Source organism: Panacibacter microcysteis, from assembly GCF_015831355.1.
GTDB classification, from domain to species: Bacteria; Bacteroidota; Bacteroidia; order Chitinophagales; family Chitinophagaceae; genus Panacibacter; species Panacibacter microcysteis.
Genome location: NZ_JADWYR010000001.1, coordinates 451399 through 475995 on the forward strand (window position 1 = coordinate 451399; position 24597 = coordinate 475995).

Below are 24597 nucleotides of genomic sequence, written 5' to 3' on the forward strand. Positions count from 1 at the left end.
AGAAAACTACAATGAAAAATAATACAATAGACATGTATTGTTTCAGACTAATAGCCATGGTCTCACTATTACTTGTCATTGATATGACAGTAAATGCACAGACCGATATAAGTGAACAGGATTTCTGGAACGATACTTTACGAAGCATAGCTCTTCCAACAAGTAATGAAAGGTGGATCGACCTTAGAGAAGATGCAGCAATCAATGGCCCTGGATTTTTCAGGAAATATGGCTCTGCCTTACGTTTAACAGCAGCGGATGAAATGCGGCAATTTAAAATTGATAAAGACGCTTTGGGTAATCTGCATTTACGTTTTAACCAATACCACAAAAACATACGTGTTGCCAATGCAGAATACATTGTTCACATCAACAAGAAAGGATTGGCATATGTAGCCAATGGTAGGTATGTACGCTCAATGAATAAAAATATTTCATACAAACTCAATAAAACACAGGCTTTAGACAAAGCATTGGGAAGGATAAAAGCCACACGATATAGGTGGCAGGATAAATACTGGGAAAAGGAGATCAAAGAACGCACAAAGAATCCCGATACATCATATTATCCGAAAGGAGAACTTATCTGGACAAAAGACTTGTCAAACGATAACTCGCAGTCTTCCAATTTCAGACTGGCTTACCAGTTTGACATATTTGCATCAGCACCACGAATATCAAGGCACCTGGAGATTGATGCAAGTACCGGCGAAGTGATCAATGATATACCACTGGAACTGAACTGCAATCCCACAACCGTAAACACTATTTGGAATGGCAATCGTTCAATCAGCACGCAATTGTATAACTTTCTTAATTACCGGCTTTTAGATGATTGCGATGCAACAAATTACTGGGTGCGTGACTTCAATTTTAACTTCATAGATGAAACATATTCGCCTTTAGAAATACTTAGCTCCAATAACAATACTTGGGCATCGAATAATAACCAGGTTTTTGGAGCCTCTGTTCTTTGGGCACTAAGATCTTCAGGCAACTACTTCAAAAATTCATTTGGAAGGAACGGTTGGAATAACAACAACGGGCAGGTGAACGGTTATGTAAATGCTTACTTTCTTTGCTCGGATATTTTCGGAAATGTGTTTATCTGTTCAGACAATGCTTCATTCAATCCCAGTACAGGAGAAATGTTTGTTGGTCTGGGTAGCACCGGCACACTTGCTAATAGCTACGGTACATTGGATATTATCGGTCATGAATTTACACATGGTGTGACCGGAACTTCCACAGGGCTCGTCTACGCGGGTGAGTCAGGTGCAATCAATGAGTCACTGAGCGATATTTTTGGTACTGTAATCGAAAGTATTACCCTTAGTACTAACAACGATTACCTGATGGGAGAAGACAGAACATCTGGTGCTATCAGGTCTTTATCAAACCCCAACCAATATTCGCAGCCAGATACATACCAGGGCAACTTTTGGTATACAGGAGCTTTGGATAACGGGGGTGTACATACAAACAGTGGTGTAATGAATTATTGGTTTTACCTTATTTCCAATGGCGGGTCAGGAACTAATGATATAGGCAATGCTTTTACAGTAGCAACCATTAGTCAGAACGAAGCCGCTTTTATTACCTATCAGTCATACTATTTTATGACCTCAACAACCAATTATATGGATATGCGTAATGCCACACTTACGTCTGCCAAAACCTACTACGGCAATTGCTCATATGAAGCTTACCAGGTTGCCAATGCATGGTATGCAGTAGGTGTGGGCACTAAACCTGTAACCCTCGGCGATGGTGGTGTGTGTGGCATATGGCCGGTTGGAAACATAATAAATTATGCTGTGACTGGAAAAGTTGTTAGCCCACCTGTTGGTTGCGCTAGTAATTCAACAGCAATCGACGGTACCGTGCCCACCAGTTTTACAGGCACTGAATTAACCTTTCTTCCAGGTTTTTATACTAAAGAAGGGGCCAACTTCCTGGCTTATGTTACATCTTGCAATATAGCCCTGCCACCGCCAGGTTTGCAGCCGGTTTATGCAGATAACACATCAACAGCTATTACTGCCAATGTCTTGCAAAAAAAATCCGGTCAAGGGTTTTCGGCTATTGTTTATCCAAACCCGGCAAGTACCCATGCAACCGTTCAGCTAAGTGGCACAAAAGGCAATGTGTCGGCTATTATAACAAATGTGCAAGGAACCATTTTATGGCGCAGTGATCGTGGTAACAATAATATTATTTCTATTGGGTTAAGCAGCTTTCCGGCAGGTACGTATTTCATTAAAATAAAAGACAATGAGCATACCAAAGTGCTTAAGCTACTGAAAGAATAAACTGTTTTGTATCATAAAATGTAACCTATAAAAAACAAAGCCACTTTCGAAAGGAGTGGCTTTTTTGTTACCAGCTTTTGTAACGCTGCTCATCGCCTGTTGTGTCACTCACTTGTACTCTATAACATATGGCGGCAATACAAACGCTTAATCAACAGAGTACACTGAAGTTTATACAAAAAGTTATAATTGTGTCACCTATTGTCTATGCCGCCTCTTAAACTGCGAAGGGTTTTCACCAGTGATCTTTTTAAACGTTTTGTTGAAGTGAGAAAGGTTTTCAAAACCACTTTCATAGCAGGCTTGGGTAACGTTTTTATCGTGCAACAATAGCTTCTTTGCCTGGTTTATTCTGTATTGATTGAGAAAATCAGTAAACGTAAGATGTGTTGCTTTTTTAAAATACCGGCAAAACGCAGCGGTAGTTAAATTACTCAGTGATGCCACCTCATTTACGTCGATATATTGCTGGTAGTTTACTTCTATGTAATGGTATATCTTATGCATGCGCTGTTGCTCCTTTAAAAGGGAGGCATTGGCCACAGCTCTGGTATGTAAAAGTTCATATTCCTGCGTGGTAGCAAGGATCTGAAAAATTTGCAGCAATTCCACCAGCTGCGTAAAATGCGGCAGCAACGGCAGTTTCTTCAATCTTTCCCCAATCTCTTTTTTTACGTTTCCATGAAAAGCAATACCGCTTCTGGCTTTTGCAAAAAGCTCGTTTATTGCTGCAATTTCAGGCAGGTCAAAAAAAGGTTGGCCCAGGAAATGTTCTTTCATTTGAATAACTACTGTTTCAACAATGGTTTTTACACCATAATCAAAGTTGAGGTGCGGAATATTGGGTCCGATAAATACAAGATCGCTGCCCTGATATTTTGAAATATGGTCGCCTACATGTCTTACACCGGTTTCAGCCTCTACATACACGATTTCATATTCCGGGTGAAAATGCCAATAAAATATTTCGTTTAGTTTGGGCGTAAGCAAAATGGTAAATGAACTTTCTTCATTTGGTTTTATAGCTTCGAGTTTAACTTTCATGTGCTGCTGAACTTAACCCTTTAAAGTTAGCGCAAAGCACATACAAACGAAAGCTGTTTGTACATTGCTCACCTATGTTCTGAACGTTGAAGAGTGCGACGCAACAGACGGTGCCATATGTACTATAGCCGGGCTCACCTGAATACTTCTTATAATCTTCACACTTTATTTTGAGCAGAATAATCGAACTTTATTTCCACACAGTGTGTATATCATATAACTGGTAAATGGCTGATAATAAATTAAATTTGAGAGAGACAGTTAGTTAAGTACCACTGAAAAAAAATTTAAAAATTAAACTGAAAAACCATTGACAGAAACAATCATTAACCTCGAATCTGTAAACCCGATTGAGTTCTTTGGTGTAAATAACAGAAAGCTTGACCTGCTTAAACGAAAGTTTCCGCTGTTAAAAATTCTTTCCCGCGGTACACAGATAAAATTGAGTGGTGCGCCTGAACAAATAGAAACGGCCCGTGAAAAGATTGATCTTATCATTCAATACATGGAGCGCAACGGCGACCTGAGTGAAAATTATTTTGAACAAATTCTTGGCGGCGATGATGCAGAAACAATCGACAACTTTAAAGAAAGAAACCCGAATGATATTCTTGTTTTTGGCCCAAATGGCAAAACGGTTCGTGCAAGAACGGCCAACCAGAAACGGATGGTTTCTGCAAGTGACAAAAATGATATTGTGTTTGCCATTGGCCCTGCAGGTACAGGTAAAACATATACTGCGGTAGCACTGGCAGTAAGGGCATTGAAGAATAAGATCGTCAAGAAAATTATTCTTACCAGACCGGCTGTAGAAGCTGGTGAAAGCCTTGGCTTTTTACCCGGCGACCTGAAAGAAAAAATTGATCCGTATTTGCGTCCGCTTTATGATGCATTGGATGACATGATACCTGCGGACAAGCTGGGTTATTACATGAGTACGCGTACCATTGAAATAGCACCGCTTGCTTATATGCGCGGACGTACATTGGATAACGCCTTTATTATTCTGGATGAAGCACAAAACGCGAACGATCTGCAGCTGAAGATGTTTTTAACGCGTATTGGCGCCAATGCCAAGGCTATCATAACGGGTGACCCTACGCAAATTGATTTACCAAAAAACCAGCGGAGTGGCCTTGAAAAAGCTACAAGAATTTTGCAAAATATCGATGGCATTGCTCATATTGCCCTTGATGAAGAAGATGTAGTTCGTCATAAACTGGTAAAAGCGATTATTAAAGCTTATGACAGGGAGAAAGAGAAGGAAGGAGAGCCATCTTATCATCGTCATTAGACAATCAAAAGAAATACGAAAGGGTAGCATTTTGCTACCCTTTTATTTTTATATTATAAATTTGAATGCCTGAAAAGCTACTAAACATGAAATACTTTGCAATATTTATAGCTGCTGTTGTTTTGAATGCCTGTGATGATGGAAAGCATCTTAAGCCAGCAGAAAATGCTTTTGATGCTGGCCGGGAATTTATTGACGGCTGCCTTAAAGGCGATTTTGACCGTGCAGCATTTTATATGATCAGGGATGTTCGTAACACAGATTTACTCAATAAACAGGAGTCTAGCTATAAAACTAAGGATGCAAAAGAAAAAGAAGCGTATAGCACAGCATCTATCAACATCTTTGAAGACGCTGTTGTGGCAGACAGCATCCACATTATTAACTTTCAGAATTCGTATGACAAGATCGGAAGGAAGGTGAAAGTGATATTTAGGAATGAAGAATGGCTGGTAGATTTCAAGTATACTTTTGATGGAAATTTGTAATGCAACAATATGAATATCCCGGTAAAAGCACTCATGGTGGTTTTTGTTGGCAGCGGAGTAGGTGGCTTAATGCGCTACGGTATGCAAAACTGGTTATCCAAAACTTACCCAAATGCATTTCCTGTTGGTACTTTTGTCGTTAATATACTGGGATGCTTCCTGATTGGTTTTTTTTATGCACTTAGCCAGAAAAATAATTTGCTTTCTTTCGAATTAAGGTTAGCGCTCACTACCGGATTCTGCGGTGGCTTTACCACCTTCTCAACTTTCGCTTACGAGAATATATTACTGCTTAAATCCGGGAACTATACTGTTTTTGCGGTTTACACACTTGCAAGTATTGTTTTAGGAATTGCCGCCGTACTTAGTGGAATTTACATTGTTCGCCAAATATAATTTCATATTAAGCCATCTCAGCACGAGCTTTATTGATACAATAAAATTTTGTAGCGTACATTTGCGTTTTATTTGCGGTACGTAAACAACCACTTACCATAACGATCTCTCCGTGTGAAAAACAACAAATATTAAAAAACCAAAAAACGCTTTTCCTAATCATGATGACGGTTTTACATCCATGGCATGGTGTTCACTACGGTGAGCAATCGCCCAGAGTAGTTACAGCAGTAATTGAAATCTCTCAAGGTTCAAGATCAAAATATGAAATTGATAAACCTACTGGTCTTTTGAAACTAGACAGGGTAATTTATTCGTCTTTTCACTATCCAACAAATTATGGTTTCATACCGCAAACATATGGTGATGACAAGGATCCCCTAGACATCCTTATCATTTCAAGCCAGGGCATCAGGCCACTCTGTGTTGTTGATGCAAAAGTTATAGGTGTTATGCAAATGATCGATGGTGGTGATGCAGACGATAAAATAATTGCTGTAGCTGCAAATGATCCCGGTGTTAATCACTGGAATAATATTGAAGAGTTACCAAAACACTTTTTCAACGAATTGAGACACTTTTTTGAAGAATATAAGACACTGGAGAATAAAACAGTAAGTGTTGAAGAATTTGGAGATAAAGCGCAGGCAATGAGAATTATTGAAGATGCAATTCAGGCCTATAAAGAGAAATTTGGTAAACCATAAAAAGCACCAAAAAAGTCAGTAAGAAAAAATCCGCTTATCAAACAGAGCATTATTTTTGCACAAATACGAAAATATGGAAGCTAGAAAATCTACCGGTAAATATTGGATATATTTCTTCTTGTGGCTGGTGTTAATGATTGTAATGCTTATATCAGATGACGCAAGGCCTTTCTTCTGGTTAGCGTTGCCTGGTGTTTGCACACATTTTGCTATGGCGATGGATATTATGTAAATTTTGTAGCCAAACTGTAGAATAACTATTTAGCTTCCGTTGCGTCGCACTCTTGTACAATAACAATAATATTCGTCAATAAATACATTAAAGCTGCCTCCAATGAGGCAGCTTTTTATTTACATCATACATATAATGTGAATTTGGGCAGCTCCTCATTTGCAGGCACAGACCCTAAAAAGGTGTTGCAAGTTTGCAATGATCTTTTGAACAACTAATTCTTGCCAGGGTATAAAAACAAAAAAGCCTTTCAGTAATAGAGTTATTAACTGAAAGGCTAAAATAAGAATGGCGGCTACCTACTCTCCCACATAGTATTGCAGTACCATCGGCCATAAGGGGCTTAACTTCTCTGTTCGGAAAGGGAAGAGGTGAACACCCTCGGAAAAACCACCATAAAATCTTCAGATTTACAGTATAGGATTAATGACTTTTTGTACTACTATACTTCGTACATCATATATCCTGGTACTGTACATCAATAATTTACATATTGGGATTGCTTTCTTACCTGGTATCAAAAATAAAATTAAAGCATACGGGCAATTAGTACTACTCGGCTAACGTGTTACCACATTTACACCTGTAGCCTATCAACGTCATAGTCTTTGACGACCCTTAAAAGTAAACTCATCTTGTGGAAGGTTTCACGCTTAGATGCTTTCAGCGTTTATCCTGGCCGTACATAGCTACTCTGCATTGCACCTGGCGGCACAACAGATACACCAGCGGTACGTACGCTCCGGTCCTCTCGTACTAAGAGCATGTCCACTCAATTTACTTGCGCCCACCACAGATAGGGACCGAACTGTCTTGCGACGTTCTGAACCCAGTTCACGTGCCACTTTAATCGGCGAACAGCCGAACCCTTGGGACCTTCTCCAGCCCCAGGATGTGACGAACCGACATCGAGGTGCCAAACCTTACCGTCGATATGAGCTCTTGGGTAAGATCAGCCTGTTATCCCCGGAGTACCTTTTATCCTTTGAGCGATGGCCCTTCCATGCAGAACCACCGGATCACTTTAGCCAGCTTTCGCTCCTGCTCGGCGTGTTTGCCTCACAGTCAAGCACCCTTATACTAATACGCTCTATGTACGATTACCAACCGTACTGAGGGTACCTTTGCGAGCCTCCGTTACTTTTTAGGAGGCGACCACCCCAGTCAAACTACCCACCATGCAATGTCCCCCGTAAGGGGTTAGGTTCTAAGCAACAAAAGGTTGGTATTTCAACGTTGACTCCACCACCCCTGGCGAGGCAGCTTCATAGTCTCCCAACTATCCTACACATTTGTTGCTCAAAATCAATGCAAAGTTGTAGTGAAGGTTCACGGGGTCTTTCCGTCCCGTGGCGGGTAACCGGCATCTTCACCGATACTACAATTTCACCGGGCTCGTGGAAGAGACAGTGTTCAACTCATTAGACCATTCGTGCAGGTCGGAACTTACCCGACAAGGAATTTCGCTACCTTAGGACCGTTATAGTTACGGCCGCCGTTTACTGGGGCTTCAGTCAGAAGCTTTGGATTGCTCCGAACATCCTTCCTTAACCTTCCAGCACCGGGCAGGTATCAGGCTCTATACGTCATCTTTCGATTTTGCAGGGCCCTGTGTTTTTGTTAAACAGTTGGTTGAACCATTTTACTGAGACCGCATCGCTGCGGTACGCTTTATCCCGAAGTTACAGCGTTAATTTGCCTAGTTCCTTTTCCACGGCTCACCCGAGCGCCTTAGAATACTCATCCCGTCTACCTGTGTCGGTTTGCGGTACTGGCCGCTATGCTCGCTTTTCTTGGAAGAACTTTTACCACTACGCTTTGCCCGAAGGCTCGGCTCAGCTATTCCGTCAGCTTAGGTGGCTAGCATTCTCCGTCACTTTTAATGCATAGCAGGTGCAGGAATATTAACCTGCTTTCCATCAGATGCCCCTTTCGGGTTTTCCTAAGGACCAGACTAACCCTGATCCGATTAACGTTGATCAGGAACCCTTAGACTTTCGGCGAAGGAGTTTTTCACTCCTTTTATCGTTACTTATGCCTACATTTTCTTTTGAAAACGCTCCAGCAATGGTCGCCCATCACCTTCAATGCAGTTTTCAATGCTCCCCTACCGATCTGCAAGCAGATCTTAGAACTTCGGTTCGTAGTTTGATGCCCGATTATTTTCCGTGCAGGACCTCTCGACCAGTGAGCTGTTACGCACTCTTTAAATGAATGGCTGCTTCCAAGCCAACATCCTGGCTGTTATAGAAGTCCCACCTCGTTTGATCAACTTAACTACGTATTAGGGACCTTAGTTGCTAATCTGGGTTATTTCCCTCTCGGCCACGGATCTTAGCACCCGCAGCCTCACTCCCGGAGATATATGATAGCATTCGGAGTTTGTCAGGGTTTGGTAGGCGGTGAAGCCCCCTAGCCCAATCAGTAGCTCTACCTCTATCATACTTCAATATCCGAGGCTGTTCCTAAAAACATTTCGGGGAGAACGAGCTATCTCTCAGTTTGATTGGCCTTTCACCCCTATCCACAGGTCATCCCAAGACTTTTCAACGTCAACGGGTTCGGTCCTCCAGTGGGTGTTACCCCGCCTTCAACCTGCCCATGGATAGATCACAAAGTTTCGCGTCTGCCCCAACTGACTAAACGCCCTGTTTGGACTCGCTTTCGCTTCGGCTCCGTTAAATATGAACTTAACCTCGCCAGTTAGGAGCAACTCGTAGGCTCATTATGCAAAAGGCACGCCGTCACACATTGCTGTGCTCCGACCGCTTGTAAGCACACGGTTTCAGGTACTATTTCACTCCCTTGTTTAGGGTGCTTTTCACCTTTCCCTTACGGTACTGGTTCACTATCGGTGTCTGAGGAGTATTTAGCCTTACCAGATGGTGCTGGCAGTTTCACGCAAGATTCCTCCGGTCCCGCGCTACTCAGGATACCACTCGTTATCAACAATTTATACTTACAGGGCTATCACCTGCTCTGGCTCAACTTTCCAGAAGATTCAGTTTGATGTTGACTTCTAAATGTGGTCCTACAACCCTCAAGCGGCACGCCGCTCAAGTTTGGGCTCTTCCCTTTTCGCTCGCCACTACTCAGGGAATCATTATTATTTTCTTTTCCTCCCGGTACTTAGATGTTTCAGTTCTCGGGGTTGGCTCTCTTTCGAGTGCTATGCCTTCAGCATAGCAGGTTGTCCCATTCGGAAATCTTCGGATTTAACGCTTGTGTGCAGCTCCCCGAAGCTTATCGCAGCTTACCACGTCCTTCATCGCCTCTCAGACCCTAGGCATCCACCATGTGCTCTTAATTGCTTTAAAAAATTTGAATTGCAAGATAATATTGCTACTATCTTATTTTGATTTCGATACTCTTGATGAGATCGCTTTCCCAATATGTCAAAGAACTTTTACCAGGATTGAACTGATTGCTCTGTTTATCCTGACGTTGTGATGATTATGGTTTTGAACCATCTAACCCCTCTTTGCGGGTTCATCTTATTACCAGCCCGGTTGTGTTTCCTGTTCACCAATGAACCAAACGGTGCAGTGAGTGACACAACTAAAGCATTATAATAGTAATGCTGCCGGTAACCTTATTATTTCTTTAAAAGAACTTACAACTTAACACTTATTACTTTCAAACCTTTGGTGGAGGATATCGGAGTCGAACCGATGACCCTCTGCGTGCAAGGCAGATGCTCTAGCCAACTGAGCTAACCCCCCAAACTGTTTTGGCTGTTAGCTTGCAGCTTATAGCTTTTAGCTTGCAGCTTATATTGTAGACCCGACCAGAGTTGAACTGGTGACCTCTACATTATCAGTGTAGCGCTCTAACCAACTGAGCTACGGGTCTATTTAGTGTGCCTGAATGCGAATGCAAATTTACATGTGGCTTCTAACAGATTGCCGTATAACATTTGGCTATCACTGCATTGTTTAAAAGAACAAAATTGAAAGAAGAGGAAACAACAGTTAAAAAAGATTGAGCAGTCTCTAAAAAGGAGGTATTCCAGCCGCACCTTCCGGTACGGCTACCTTGTTACGACTTAGCCCCAGTCACCGATTTTACCCTAGGCAGCTCCTTGCGGTTACCGACTTTAGGTACACCCGGCTTCCATGGCTTGACGGGCGGTGTGTGCAAGGTCCGGGAACGTATTCACCGTATCATTGCTGATATACGATTACTAGCGATTCCAGCTTCATGCAGGCGAGTTGCAGCCTGCAATCCGAACTGAGAATGCGTTTTTGGGATTAGCTTCCTGTCACCAGGTTGCAGCCCTTTGTCGCATCCATTGTAGCACGTGTGTAGCCCTGGGCATAAAGGCCATGATGACTTGACATCATCCCCTCCTTCCTCGCGTCTTACGACGGCAGTTTCAGTAGAGTTCCCAGCTTTACCTGATGGCAACTACTGATAGGGGTTGCGCTCGTTGCGGGACTTAACCCAACACCTCACGGCACGAGCTGACGACAGCCATGCAGCACCTTACTGGCGGTGTATTGCTACAAAGTGAGCTTTCACCCACAGTCCACCAGCATTCTAGCCCAGGTAAGGTTCCTCGCGTATCATCGAATTAAACCACATGCTCCACCGCTTGTGCGGACCCCCGCCAATTCCTTTGAGTTTCAACCTTGCGGTCGTACTTCCCAGGTGGATTACTTAATGCTTTCGCTCAGACACTGACTGTGTATCGCCAATGTCGAGTAATCATCGTTTAGGGCGTGGACTACCAGGGTATCTAATCCTGTTTGATCCCCACGCTTTCGTGCCTCAGCGTCAATATTCGCGTAGTTAGCTGCCTTCGCAATAGGTGTTCTATGTCATATCTAAGCATTTCACCGCTACATGACATATTCCGCTAACCTCCACGACATTCAAGACAGATAGTATCAAAGGCAGTTCTGCAGTTAAGCTGCAGGATTTCACCCCTGACTTATATGTCCGCCTACGCACCCTTTAAACCCAGTGAATCCGGATAACGCTTGCACCCTCCGTATTACCGCGGCTGCTGGCACGGAGTTAGCCGGTGCTTATTCATCTGGTACCGTCAAGTGACTTAGAAAAATCTTTTTTCGTCCCAGATAAAAGAAGTTTACAATCCAGAGGACCTTCATCCTCCACGCGGCATGGCTGGTTCAGACTTGCGTCCATTGACCAATATTCCTTACTGCTGCCTCCCGTAGGAGTCGGGCCCGTGTCTCAGTGCCCGTGTGGCTGATCATGCTCTCACATCAGCTACTGATCGTAGGCTTGGTGGGCCGTTACCCCGCCAACTACCTAATCAGGCGCACGCCCATCATCAGGTGCCGAAGCTTTAATTATAAAATGATGCCATCTCATAATCTTATGGGGTATTAATCCAAATTTCTCTGGGCTATTCCCCGCCTGAAGGAAGGTTGCGTACGTGTTCCGCACCCGTTTGCCGGTCGCCAGCAAGTATTGCTACTCCTGCTGCCCCACGACTTGCATGTATTAAGCCTGCCGCTAGCGTTCATCCTGAGCCAGGATCAAACTCTCCATTGTAAATGAGTTGATCTGACTTAATTCTCTTAGAAAATTAACGTCGGATATTTAATTGTTTTACGCTTCAACCTTACCGTAAACTTTTGACATTTACGTACTGTTGTTTCCATCTTTCAAAGAACTTAAAAGACCTTCTTTAACGGCCTCCTGAAAATGTATAAGGTGTTGAACCTCACTTCTCTATCATTACATTTTTAAGAACTTAATCACCCGCTTTACTTCCCCTTTTTCCGAACGGGCTGCAAAGATACCCGCTATTATTTTACCACCAAATATTTTTTAAACTTTTTCTCCCTTTTTTTCTAAGATCTTATCCCCTTTCCTCTAAAGCGGGGCGCAAAGATAAGAGCGAAGTTTGGGGGTGCAAATATACTAATTACCAATGAGCTTATTAAAAAATACTTTGAAATAATCTACTTTATATTAAAAGGGCTGCAAATATAACAAGCATCTTTATAACAGCAAAATTTTAAAATAAATATCTTATTGCTGATATGATGTTTCAAAAAACTTGGGGCCTTAAATGGCGGGCCTCATCTGATTGTTATAAAATTTATGCCTGCCTTCAAAAAAAAGCCTTTCAGTAATAGAGTTATTAACTGAAAGGCTAAAATAAGAATGGCGGCTACCTACTCTCCCACATAGTATTGCAGTACCATCGGCCATAAGGGGCTTAACTTCTCTGTTCGGAAAGGGAAGAGGTGAACACCCTCGGAAAAACCACCATAAAATCTTCAGATTTACAGTATAGGATTAATGACTTTTTGTACTACTATACTTCGTACATCATATATCCTGGTACTGTACATCAATAATTTACATATTGGGATTGCTTTCTTACCTGGTATCAAAAATAAAATTAAAGCATACGGGCAATTAGTACTACTCGGCTAACGTGTTACCACATTTACACCTGTAGCCTATCAACGTCATAGTCTTTGACGACCCTTAAAAGTAAACTCATCTTGTGGAAGGTTTCACGCTTAGATGCTTTCAGCGTTTATCCTGGCCGTACATAGCTACTCTGCATTGCACCTGGCGGCACAACAGATACACCAGCGGTACGTACGCTCCGGTCCTCTCGTACTAAGAGCATGTCCACTCAATTTACTTGCGCCCACCACAGATAGGGACCGAACTGTCTTGCGACGTTCTGAACCCAGTTCACGTGCCACTTTAATCGGCGAACAGCCGAACCCTTGGGACCTTCTCCAGCCCCAGGATGTGACGAACCGACATCGAGGTGCCAAACCTTACCGTCGATATGAGCTCTTGGGTAAGATCAGCCTGTTATCCCCGGAGTACCTTTTATCCTTTGAGCGATGGCCCTTCCATGCAGAACCACCGGATCACTTTAGCCAGCTTTCGCTCCTGCTCGGCGTGTTTGCCTCACAGTCAAGCACCCTTATACTAATACGCTCTATGTACGATTACCAACCGTACTGAGGGTACCTTTGCGAGCCTCCGTTACTTTTTAGGAGGCGACCACCCCAGTCAAACTACCCACCATGCAATGTCCCCCGTAAGGGGTTAGGTTCTAAGCAACAAAAGGTTGGTATTTCAACGTTGACTCCACCACCCCTGGCGAGGCAGCTTCATAGTCTCCCAACTATCCTACACATTTGTTGCTCAAAATCAATGCAAAGTTGTAGTGAAGGTTCACGGGGTCTTTCCGTCCCGTGGCGGGTAACCGGCATCTTCACCGATACTACAATTTCACCGGGCTCGTGGAAGAGACAGTGTTCAACTCATTAGACCATTCGTGCAGGTCGGAACTTACCCGACAAGGAATTTCGCTACCTTAGGACCGTTATAGTTACGGCCGCCGTTTACTGGGGCTTCAGTCAGAAGCTTTGGATTGCTCCGAACATCCTTCCTTAACCTTCCAGCACCGGGCAGGTATCAGGCTCTATACGTCATCTTTCGATTTTGCAGGGCCCTGTGTTTTTGTTAAACAGTTGGTTGAACCATTTTACTGAGACCGCATCGCTGCGGTACGCTTTATCCCGAAGTTACAGCGTTAATTTGCCTAGTTCCTTTTCCACGGCTCACCCGAGCGCCTTAGAATACTCATCCCGTCTACCTGTGTCGGTTTGCGGTACTGGCCGCTATGCTCGCTTTTCTTGGAAGAACTTTTACCACTACGCTTTGCCCGAAGGCTCGGCTCAGCTATTCCGTCAGCTTAGGTGGCTAGCATTCTCCGTCACTTTTAATGCATAGCAGGTGCAGGAATATTAACCTGCTTTCCATCAGATGCCCCTTTCGGGTTTTCCTAAGGACCAGACTAACCCTGATCCGATTAACGTTGATCAGGAACCCTTAGACTTTCGGCGAAGGAGTTTTTCACTCCTTTTATCGTTACTTATGCCTACATTTTCTTTTGAAAACGCTCCAGCAATGGTCGCCCATCACCTTCAATGCAGTTTTCAATGCTCCCCTACCGATCTGCAAGCAGATCTTAGAACTTCGGTTCGTAGTTTGATGCCCGATTATTTTCCGTGCAGGACCTCTCGACCAGTGAGCTGTTACGCACTCTTTAAATGAATGGCTGCTTCCAAGCCAACATCCTGGCTGTTATAGAAGTCCCACCTCGTTTGATCAACTTAACTACGTATTAGGGACCTTAGTTGCTAATCTGGGTTATTTCCCTCTCGGCCACGGATCTTAGCACCCGCAGCCTCACTCCCGGAGATATATGATAGCATTCGGAGTTTGTCAGGGTTTGGTAGGCGGTGAAGCCCCCTAGCCCAATCAGTAGCTCTACCTCTATCATACTTCAATATCCGAGGCTGTTCCTAAAAACATTTCGGGGAGAACGAGCTATCTCTCAGTTTGATTGGCCTTTCACCCCTATCCACAGGTCATCCCAAGACTTTTCAACGTCAACGGGTTCGGTCCTCCAGTGGGTGTTACCCCGCCTTCAACCTGCCCATGGATAGATCACAAAGTTTCGCGTCTGCCCCAACTGACTAAACGCCCTGTTTGGACTCGCTTTCGCTTCGGCTCCGTTAAATATGAACTTAACCTCGCCAGTTAGGAGCAACTCGTAGGCTCATTATGCAAAAGGCACGCCGTCACACATTGCTGTGCTCCGACCGCTTGTAAGCACACGGTTTCAGGTACTATTTCACTCCCTTGTTTAGGGTGCTTTTCACCTTTCCCTTACGGTACTGGTTCACTATCGGTGTCTGAGGAGTATTTAGCCTTACCAGATGGTGCTGGCAGTTTCACGCAAGATTCCTCCGGTCCCGCGCTACTCAGGATACCACTCGTTATCAACAATTTATACTTACAGGGCTATCACCTGCTCTGGCTCAACTTTCCAGAAGATTCAGTTTGATGTTGACTTCTAAATGTGGTCCTACAACCCTCAAGCGGCACGCCGCTCAAGTTTGGGCTCTTCCCTTTTCGCTCGCCACTACTCAGGGAATCATTATTATTTTCTTTTCCTCCCGGTACTTAGATGTTTCAGTTCTCGGGGTTGGCTCTCTTTCGAGTGCTATGCCTTCAGCATAGCAGGTTGTCCCATTCGGAAATCTTCGGATTTAACGCTTGTGTGCAGCTCCCCGAAGCTTATCGCAGCTTACCACGTCCTTCATCGCCTCTCAGACCCTAGGCATCCACCATGTGCTCTTAATTGCTTTAAAAAATTTGAATTGCAAGATAATATTGCTACTATCTTATTTTGATTTCGATACTCTTGATGAGATCGCTTTCCCAATATGTCAAAGAACTTTTACCAGGATTGAACTGATTGCTCTGTTTATCCTGACGTTGTGATGATTATGGTTTTGAACCATCTAACCCCTCTTTGCGGGTTCATCTTATTACCAGCCCGGTTGTGTTTCCTGTTCACCAATGAACCAAACGGTGCAGTGAGTGACACAACTAAAGCATTATAATAGTAATGCTGCCGGTAACCTTATTATTTCTTTAAAAGAACTTACAACTTAACACTTATTACTTTCAAACCTTTGGTGGAGGATATCGGAGTCGAACCGATGACCCTCTGCGTGCAAGGCAGATGCTCTAGCCAACTGAGCTAACCCCCCAAACTGTTTTGGCTGTTAGCTTGCAGCTTATAGCTTTTAGCTTGCAGCTTATATTGTAGACCCGACCAGAGTTGAACTGGTGACCTCTACATTATCAGTGTAGCGCTCTAACCAACTGAGCTACGGGTCTATTTAGTGTGCCTGAATGCGAATGCAAATTTACATGTGGCTTCTAACAGATTGCCGTATAACATTTGGCTATCACTGCATTGTTTAAAAGAACAAAATTGAAAGAAGAGGAAACAACAGTTAAAAAAGATTGAGCAGTCTCTAAAAAGGAGGTATTCCAGCCGCACCTTCCGGTACGGCTACCTTGTTACGACTTAGCCCCAGTCACCGATTTTACCCTAGGCAGCTCCTTGCGGTTACCGACTTTAGGTACACCCGGCTTCCATGGCTTGACGGGCGGTGTGTGCAAGGTCCGGGAACGTATTCACCGTATCATTGCTGATATACGATTACTAGCGATTCCAGCTTCATGCAGGCGAGTTGCAGCCTGCAATCCGAACTGAGAATGCGTTTTTGGGATTAGCTTCCTGTCACCAGGTTGCAGCCCTTTGTCGCATCCATTGTAGCACGTGTGTAGCCCTGGGCATAAAGGCCATGATGACTTGACATCATCCCCTCCTTCCTCGCGTCTTACGACGGCAGTTTCAGTAGAGTTCCCAGCTTTACCTGATGGCAACTACTGATAGGGGTTGCGCTCGTTGCGGGACTTAACCCAACACCTCACGGCACGAGCTGACGACAGCCATGCAGCACCTTACTGGCGGTGTATTGCTACAAAGTGAGCTTTCACCCACAGTCCACCAGCATTCTAGCCCAGGTAAGGTTCCTCGCGTATCATCGAATTAAACCACATGCTCCACCGCTTGTGCGGACCCCCGCCAATTCCTTTGAGTTTCAACCTTGCGGTCGTACTTCCCAGGTGGATTACTTAATGCTTTCGCTCAGACACTGACTGTGTATCGCCAATGTCGAGTAATCATCGTTTAGGGCGTGGACTACCAGGGTATCTAATCCTGTTTGATCCCCACGCTTTCGTGCCTCAGCGTCAATATTCGCGTAGTTAGCTGCCTTCGCAATAGGTGTTCTATGTCATATCTAAGCATTTCACCGCTACATGACATATTCCGCTAACCTCCACGACATTCAAGACAGATAGTATCAAAGGCAGTTCTGCAGTTAAGCTGCAGGATTTCACCCCTGACTTATATGTCCGCCTACGCACCCTTTAAACCCAGTGAATCCGGATAACGCTTGCACCCTCCGTATTACCGCGGCTGCTGGCACGGAGTTAGCCGGTGCTTATTCATCTGGTACCGTCAAGTGACTTAGAAAAATCTTTTTTCGTCCCAGATAAAAGAAGTTTACAATCCAGAGGACCTTCATCCTCCACGCGGCATGGCTGGTTCAGACTTGCGTCCATTGACCAATATTCCTTACTGCTGCCTCCCGTAGGAGTCGGGCCCGTGTCTCAGTGCCCGTGTGGCTGATCATGCTCTCACATCAGCTACTGATCGTAGGCTTGGTGGGCCGTTACCCCGCCAACTACCTAATCAGGCGCACGCCCATCATCAGGTGCCGAAGCTTTAATTATAAAATGATGCCATCTCATAATCTTATGGGGTATTAATCCAAATTTCTCTGGGCTATTCCCCGCCTGAAGGAAGGTTGCGTACGTGTTCCGCACCCGTTTGCCGGTCGCCAGCAAGTATTGCTACTCCTGCTGCCCCACGACTTGCATGTATTAAGCCTGCCGCTAGCGTTCATCCTGAGCCAGGATCAAACTCTCCATTGTAAATGAGTTGATCTGACTTAATTCTCTTAGAAAATTAACGTCGGATATTTAATTGTTTTACGCTTCAACCTTACCGTAAACTTTTGACATTTACGTACTGTTGTTTCCATCTTTCAAAGAACTTAAAAGACCTTCTTTAACGGCCTCCTGAAAATGTATAAGGTGTTGAACCTCACTTCTCTATCATTACATTTTTAAGAACTTAATCACCCGCTTTACTTCCCCTTTTTCCGAACGGGCTGCAAAGATACCCGCTATTATTTTACCACCAAATATTTTTTAAACTTTTTCTCCCTTTTTTTCTAAGATCTTATCCCCTTTCCTCTAAAGCGGGGCGCAAAGATAAGAGCGAAATGGTTGCTACCAAATCTTTTTAAAAATAAATAACCGCCACATGGCTGAAAGTCTTTACCGGAAAGGATTTGGGAGGAAAAAAAATTTGAATAACTTGATTTTGTGATGCATTAACATGCTTATAACCTACTATTTCCACTAGTAAAAAAAGTCGTTTAATGCTTTCGATGCATGATAATACCTGAACAGCAGATGCCATGAAAAAAGAAAGATGAAACGAGCGTGGCAACAGGTGATGCCCAATGTACAAAAGCTGACCCAAAAAAAATCACTTATAAGATGGCAACGGGTTCGCTAAAAATGGATGGCGGATAGGAAACTTGTGTGAGATATAAACCGTGGGCAGGGGCTGAAAAATCTGCCCTGCTGCAATCTTTGCTATCAACAATATCCTGAAACTGATCAATCGTAATGGTATGCCGGCCTGCTTTTAACATGGTTGCGACCAATGCCCTTACCATACCACGTAGAAAACGGTTTGCCGAGACCGTATATACAAGCGTATTACCTTCTGTTGTCCAGACAGATTCTTCCACCTTGCAATTAAACGTTTTGGCCTGTGTGTTACGTTTTGAAAATGAAGTGAAATCCCGCGACGCTTTAATGATTGCTGCAACTGAATGCAAAACGGGCATATCGATTGAAAACGGATAGTACCAACCACGCTGATAAAAAAACGCGTCTTTTTTCCGGTAGATGATGTAGCGATACAAACGGGATTCTGCATCGAACCTGGCGTGAGCTTGGGCAGAAACTTTGTAAATGCCTTTGACAACAATGTCCGGCGGCAAAATCGCATTAAGATTATAAAGTTGCTTTGGCTGTAGTTGTATGTCTGTATCGAAGTGAAAAAAATTCTGGTGCGCATGCACACCTGCATCTGTTCTGGAAGAGCCCGTCAGGTTAAACTTTTGCCGGAGCAAGGTACCTAATGCATTTTCTACCTGCGACTGCACCGTTACATCAACAGGCTGAATCTGAAATCCTTTATACCCGGAACCTATGTAGGCAAGTTCCAGAAAATACCGCTGCATCATTAGCGTAATAATTCTTTAAAACGTGTTTTGTAGACAGGGTCTATCAACTGGCTGTCGAGGCTTGCCAGGTTATCCGTATCAGAGACCGAAGTGAAAACAGTTTTTAAAAAATTAAAGCGGCTGTCGTCTGACGGAAATAATGGCCCAAGACTTTTTACCTGGGTGGTACTTATGCATTTGTCCTGTATTGTTTTTCTTACCGCAGCCAGCATTTTCTCTTCACCCGAAGCACTTACAATTCGTTTCCTGAGCTTATCAACATCTGATTCTGATACAGTGCCCGCACAGTTGGGTGGTGTAAGCGCCACAGGCTTTGCATCACGCTGGTCTTTCGTTTCGTCTTTCCTGGTCATTTCAGTTTCAACCAGATCTTTACCCCTGGACTTATCTTCGCCTGCATTGAAAAATGGATTACCCGGTTCGCCTGTTTTAACGGTGACTTCGCTCTTCGCTGTATCTGCAATTTCTTCTTTTTGGATTGCTGGATTACTTTCGGCACGTGGGGTTGCAACGGTATCAGATTTTGCAGCCACTGCTTCCTCCTGTAAGTCTGTTAATGTTTTTGGCAGAAAAATCCTGATCGTATCATTCAGCCCGTTGCCATTATCTACGAATATCACATCTCTGCCACCAGCGGAAATGAACTCATTCAGCTTCGACAGCGGCTTTGTTTGCGCAGAAAATGAAACACTTTCTTTTTCAGCTACCGGCTGCGCTTTTGCAAATTGTGTAGCGGTATCTGCAGCCTTTATCCCGGTGTTTTGTTGCTGCACAAATGCTTCTGCGGCTTTTTGCTCTGCTGTTTTTTCAAGAATAACTTTTTTGTTCAAGGTAGAATCATCCACAACCTCAGAAAGCATATTGCCAAATGCATTGTTATTTGGCTGTTCACCAGCATCGGCCGCTACTTCTGAAAGCGCCTTACCGCCGGCCATAGTTATATCGAGTGTTTGCAGGTTGTACAAACCCCAGCCTTTGTCACCATAATTCTTGAGCGCAAAACCCATATCAACTTTGTCAATTGTAAAAGAAAATTCCTGGTCAGGAAACTTTTTATTGGGAAAGCCAACAGCAAATTTATAATCACCTTTTGCCAGCTTTGGTACAATCACGTAACCAATTGCAGAAGAGGTATATGTGGTGCCGTTTACGGTAACATCAAACGGTGTTTTATCGTCTGACTGTATGTATACAAAATGATCCTGTTGTTGAGCATACGCCCCTGAAACAGCGTTTATAAAAAGAAATATAGTAAGTAACCAGGAAAACTTTTTCATCAACGTTTGTCGGTTTAGGACAAAGCTAATGCAAAAACGGCGCCGATTTACAAACCTTGTCATGGTGCCAGGTCCGCATGATGATATGGTACCCGGCAGCAGGTCTTGTTTCAACAGTTGTTGCGTCGCACTCTTGTACTGTATAACAACATTCAGCAGGGTTCGCACTGCAAAAAAACTCGCTTTATGTTTACCGTTACGCTGTTTTGACCAGTAAAATCTTCATCCATTTATACATTTCTTCACAGAAGGATATCTGCAGAAGGATATTTTTGCATCTTCAAAAAATCATAGAATGAAGAAAAGCAGTTTAGTGCTTGCATTGTTTACTACGTACATATCCAGTGCGCAGGATATCGTGGTAAAAACGAATAAAGATGTAGCCTGGAAGAAGACATACAGGGCCGAGGCGCCTAAAATAAACGATCTCGTACATACCAAACTGGATGTGCGCTTTGATTTCGATAAAGCATGGATGTACGGCAAAGAATGGGTAACTCTCAAACCTCATTTCTATCCTACAGATTCCCTGGCACTTGATGCGCAGGGCATGACTATTAATGAAATCGCTGTAGTTTCCGGTACTAAAAAAACACCGCTGCAATACAACTACGATCAAAAAACATTGAAAATAAAACTCGATAAGACCTATAAGGCTTCAGAACCCTACACCATCTACATTGACTATATATCAAAGCCCAACGATCTTAAAACTGAAGGCAGCGCTGCCATAACAGACGCTAAGGGGTTGTATTTTATCAATCCCAAAGGAGACGACAAAACCAAATCAACCCAGATATGGACACAGGGCGAAACGGAAAGCAACAGTGTCTGGATGCCTACAATCGATAAGCCCAATCAGAAGAGTACTGAAGAAATCTCCATGACCGTTCCGGCGAAATATGTAACGCTCTCAAACGGGCTACTCAAAGCCCAAAAGAAAAATGCTGATGGCACAAGAACAGATACCTGGAAAATGGACCTTCCACATGCACCCTATCTATTTTTTATGGGCGTGGGAGACTTTTCAGTCATTAAGGATACCTACAAAGGCAAAGAAGTGAGCTACTACGTGGAAAAAGAGTATGCGCCATATGCAAAAAAGATCTTTGGCAATACCCCGGAGATGATGAAGTTTTTTTCGCAGGTATTAGGTGTTGAATTTCCGTGGGCCAAATATGCGCAAATAGTAGGAAGGGATTATGTAAGCGGCGCAATGGAAAACACTACCGCAACACTGCACCAGGAAAGTGCTTATCAAAACGCCAGGCAATTGCTAGACGGCAATATTTGGGAAGAGACCATTGCCCATGAGTTGTTTCATCAATGGTTTGGAGATCTCGTTACTGCAGAGAGCTGGAGCAACCTGACCGTTAATGAAAGTTTCGCCGACTTTAGTGAAACATTGTGGGATGAATACAAATATGGCAAAGATGCAGGTGATGAACACAACTTCGATGCATTGGTGAAGTACCTGCAAAGCGCCAACGACGATCTTTCACTTGTACGGTTTTATTATAAAGACAAAGAAGACATGTTTGATGCAGTGAGCTACGAAAAAGGTGGCAGGGTACTGAATATGCTGCGTAATTATGTTGGAGACAGCGCATTCTTTAAATCTTTACATAAATACCTTACAGATAACAAATTTAAAACCGGTGAAGCACAGCAACTGCGTCTCGCATTTGAGGCTGTAACGGGCCAGGACCTGAACTGGTTCTGGAACCAATGGTATTACAGCAACGGCCATCCCGTTTTGAAAATTGATTACGATTATGATGAAGCAGCCAAAACAGCAAAAGTTATCATCCAGCAGATGCAGAAAACTGATAATGTGTTCCGACTGCCGATTGCAATAGACCTGTATACCGGTGCCAGTAAACAACGGTACAAAGTCTGGCTAAACAACAAAACAGATACATTCAGCTTTTCATATACAACAAAGCCAGACCTTATAAATGTAGACGCAGACAAAATCTTGCTGTGCCAAAAAACGGATAACAAAACTGCTGATAATTATAAAGCCCAGATTACTTATGCGCCCCTGTATCTAGACAGAAGAGAAGCCCTGGAATATTTTGCAGAAAACAAAATGCCCGAACTTTCACTGGGGCTAAAAGATAAGTTTGCAGGCCTTCGTTCTTATACGCTCGATCTGCTGGGGCAGGATTCATCTATATTAACAAATACGGCCTTATTGTCCCAGATTGAAAACATGGTGCAGGCTGAAACAGATAATAAAACGAAAGCAAAAGCACTCGAATTACTGGCAATAACCGGTAACGAAAAATATAAACCGCTGTATACAAAGTATGTAAACGATTCTTCTTACAGCGTGGCAGGAGCTTCGCTGGGCGGTCTTTATCTGCTCGACCAGCGCGCAGCTACAGACCTTGCAAAAACGCTTGCACCAGGCGCAAAAGGCAAACTAGACGAAGCCATAGGAGCCATCATTATGCAAGGCGGCAATGAAACCGACTACGAGTTTATTGTAGCCCGTATAAAAAACCAGCCTTTGAGTGAAAATAAAATAACAAGCGCACTCGTCTTCTGCGGCTACCTCGCAAAACTTAGTGACACACAAAAAATAAAATCGGGTATAAATGAAGTAATTGCTGTAATGAAAGAGGTACCGGAAACCTACCGTACTTATACTGATCCTGCTTTTAAACAAACATTGCAAAAGCTTGCAAATGCGAAAGGAGGAGAAATAAAAACCTATATAGAAACAGTTTTAAAATAACATAAAAAACCTTCGCTTCAGGCGAAGGTTTTTTTTATTTTTTGAACCCGGCAGCATTGCTGCTATGAAGCTATTGTTGCGTCGCACTCTTGTACTGCAACAAGTAACGGGGCATTGTGCCACAGGTTTATATTACATACAAATCATTTATGCCGGCAGTGCTATTAAAGTAATATAAGCCGTTGCGCCTTTATGAAGATTTCCCTTTCTTGCCTGCTTCTGTGTAAATACTTTCAAGCACTTTAATGTTGTTGGAGATATCATGCCTGTCTATTACATACTGCCGGCCGGCTTTACCAATTTCAACCGCTTTTTCTTTGTTTGCGATCAGCTTTGTAATAACGCTTACAAACTCATCTGTTACAAGACAGGCATAACCGTTATCATTGTTGTCAATAACATCGTTATTGCCATCGCATTTGCTTACAATGCAAGGCACGGCTTCAAACATGGCTTCCAGCAATGCATAAGGTAATCCTTCAAAAACCGACGGCAGCAAAAAGATATCCAGCTGACGCAGAAAATTAAGCGCAACTATACTGTCTCCTTTGGGAATAATGTGAAAGTTGGCTTCTATGCCATGGTATTCAATACGCTCTTTTACTTCTTTACCAAGATCTTCATGAAAACCTGCGCCAAGAAAATAAAAGTGCACTTTGTTATTGCCTTTAATAACGCCGTTGGCTATATCAACAAATAATATCGGGTTCTTTTGTGCAGTAAGTCTTCCAATTGTTCCAATCTTAACATCCCCTTCCAACGGGCCAAGCTTATCAGGCACCAGTACGGGAACAGTGGGTATTGTCATCGAATTGGGAATTACATAAATATCATCTGGCTTTATGCCTATTTCATAAATACAGCGATTAGCTTCTGACTGCGAAATTGCCAGCACTTTATGTGTAAACTTTTTGCCCAGTAATTCCAGCAGGAAAAAGATCATTCTTTTAGCGCCTGTAAAGGCAAGGTAAGAAACGCCGTGTGGTGTAAACAGAGACGGGCAACCTGCAAACTTTGCGCCTATCCTGCCCACAAAACCAGCTTTGGAACTGTGCAGATGTACAATACCGGGCTTCTGCTTTTTGATAAGCGCCCTTATTTTAAAGATGGAAATAATATCTACAAAAGGGTTTACTCCTCTTGACATCTTTATATCGAAATAAGGAATCTCGTGTAAAGCGCACAGCTTTTCAAGTGAAGGTTCGCATGAAGCTATACTCAGATCAAAACGGCTTCTGTCAATGTTTTGTATAACTTGTTTCAGGTAAGTTTCCACGCCACCTATTGACTGAGTGATATGCAATACTTTTATACGCTCCATGCAGTGATAAGGGGTT

At 43.4% G+C, this 24597-nt stretch carries 11 protein-coding genes, 4 tRNA genes and 6 rRNA genes; 7 read left to right on the plus strand and 14 right to left on the minus strand.

The genetic code is table 11. The features are described 5' to 3' along the window. Positions 1 to 11 precede the first annotated feature (11 nt). On the plus strand, positions 12 to 2312 hold the full coding sequence (locus I5907_RS01855) for a M4 family metallopeptidase (protein WP_196989045.1): 2301 nt from the start codon (positions 12 to 14) through the stop codon (positions 2310 to 2312). Positions 2313 to 2510: 198 nt separating this feature from the next. Here I5907_RS01855 and I5907_RS01860 read toward each other — a convergent pair whose 3' ends face one another. Next, positions 2511 to 3356 carry an AraC family transcriptional regulator gene (locus I5907_RS01860; RefSeq protein WP_196989046.1) on the minus strand — a complete coding sequence of 282 codons (846 nt, stop codon included), beginning with the start codon at positions 3354 to 3356 and terminating at the stop codon, positions 2511 to 2513. A gap of 310 nt (positions 3357 to 3666) precedes the next feature. Between I5907_RS01860 and I5907_RS01865 the strand changes: the two genes are divergently transcribed. The 5 genes from I5907_RS01865 to I5907_RS01885 all read left to right on the plus strand — a co-directional run bounded on the left by I5907_RS01865 (position 3667) and on the right by I5907_RS01885 (position 6473). Continuing rightward, positions 3667 to 4650 (plus strand): PhoH family protein, encoded by a 984-nt coding sequence (locus I5907_RS01865; RefSeq protein ID WP_196989047.1) that lies wholly within the window; start codon positions 3667 to 3669, stop codon positions 4648 to 4650. A gap of 86 nt (positions 4651 to 4736) precedes the next feature. After that, entirely contained in the window at positions 4737 to 5138 is a 402-nt protein-coding gene (locus I5907_RS01870; RefSeq protein ID WP_196989048.1) for a hypothetical protein, read from the plus strand. A gap of 9 nt (positions 5139 to 5147) precedes the next feature. Further along, positions 5148 to 5534 carry a fluoride efflux transporter CrcB gene (gene crcB, locus I5907_RS01875; RefSeq protein WP_196989049.1) on the plus strand — a complete coding sequence of 129 codons (387 nt, stop codon included), beginning with the start codon at positions 5148 to 5150 and terminating at the stop codon, positions 5532 to 5534. A 161-nt stretch (positions 5535 to 5695) separates the two neighbouring features. Then, positions 5696 to 6241 (plus strand): inorganic diphosphatase, encoded by a 546-nt coding sequence (locus I5907_RS01880; RefSeq protein ID WP_196989050.1) that lies wholly within the window; start codon positions 5696 to 5698, stop codon positions 6239 to 6241. Positions 6242 to 6314: 73 nt separating this feature from the next. Next, positions 6315 to 6473 carry a hypothetical protein gene (locus tag I5907_RS01885; protein ID WP_196989051.1) on the plus strand — a complete coding sequence of 53 codons (159 nt, stop codon included), beginning with the start codon at positions 6315 to 6317 and terminating at the stop codon, positions 6471 to 6473. Positions 6474 to 6759: 286 nt separating this feature from the next. Here I5907_RS01885 and rrf (I5907_RS01890) read toward each other — a convergent pair. The 12 genes from rrf (I5907_RS01890) to I5907_RS01945 form a co-directional block, all read right to left on the minus strand. Next, positions 6760 to 6871, minus strand: a 5S ribosomal RNA gene (gene rrf, locus I5907_RS01890). A gap of 128 nt (positions 6872 to 6999) precedes the next feature. Then, a 23S ribosomal RNA gene (locus I5907_RS01895) occupies positions 7000 to 9790 on the minus strand. Positions 9791 to 10118: 328 nt separating this feature from the next. Then, positions 10119 to 10195 (minus strand) — tRNA-Ala (locus I5907_RS01900). 56 nt (positions 10196 to 10251) lie between these two features. Further along, positions 10252 to 10325 (minus strand) — tRNA-Ile (locus I5907_RS01905). Positions 10326 to 10469: 144 nt separating this feature from the next. Further along, positions 10470 to 11996, minus strand: a 16S ribosomal RNA gene (locus tag I5907_RS01910). Positions 11997 to 12612: 616 nt separating this feature from the next. Next, positions 12613 to 12724 (minus strand): 5S ribosomal RNA (gene rrf, locus I5907_RS01915). Positions 12725 to 12852: 128 nt separating this feature from the next. Continuing rightward, positions 12853 to 15643, minus strand: a 23S ribosomal RNA gene (locus tag I5907_RS01920). A gap of 328 nt (positions 15644 to 15971) precedes the next feature. Further along, a tRNA-Ala gene (locus tag I5907_RS01925) sits at positions 15972 to 16048 on the minus strand. Positions 16049 to 16104: 56 nt separating this feature from the next. After that, positions 16105 to 16178, minus strand: a tRNA-Ile gene (locus I5907_RS01930). Between the two features lie 144 nt (positions 16179 to 16322). Continuing rightward, positions 16323 to 17849 (minus strand): 16S ribosomal RNA (locus tag I5907_RS01935). Together the 16S, 23S and 5S rRNA genes with 4 tRNA genes alongside form the textbook arrangement of a ribosomal RNA operon. Before the next feature lie 626 nt (positions 17850 to 18475). Then, complete coding sequence (gene truA / locus I5907_RS01940; protein ID WP_231401932.1) at positions 18476 to 19240, minus strand: tRNA pseudouridine(38-40) synthase TruA; 765 nt, start codon at positions 19238 to 19240, stop codon at positions 18476 to 18478. Continuing rightward, the gene (locus I5907_RS01945) at positions 19240 to 20517 is read right to left on the minus strand and encodes a proline and serine-rich protein 1 family protein (protein ID WP_196989052.1); all 1278 of its coding nucleotides are present in this window, start codon (positions 20515 to 20517) and stop codon (positions 19240 to 19242) included. The genes truA and I5907_RS01945 overlap by 1 nt, the downstream gene beginning before the upstream one ends. Before the next feature lie 295 nt (positions 20518 to 20812). On the opposite strand from I5907_RS01945, the gene I5907_RS01950 reads away from it, so the two are divergent. Continuing rightward, on the plus strand, positions 20813 to 23260 hold the full coding sequence (locus I5907_RS01950) for a M1 family metallopeptidase (RefSeq protein ID WP_196989053.1): 2448 nt from the start codon (positions 20813 to 20815) through the stop codon (positions 23258 to 23260). 190 nt (positions 23261 to 23450) lie between these two features. Here I5907_RS01950 and I5907_RS01955 read toward each other — a convergent pair whose 3' ends face one another. Continuing rightward, positions 23451 to 24581: a glycosyltransferase gene (locus I5907_RS01955; protein ID WP_196989054.1), complete on the minus strand. Its 1131-nt coding sequence runs from the start codon at positions 24579 to 24581 to the stop codon at positions 23451 to 23453. Positions 24582 to 24597: the final 16 nt, after the last annotated feature.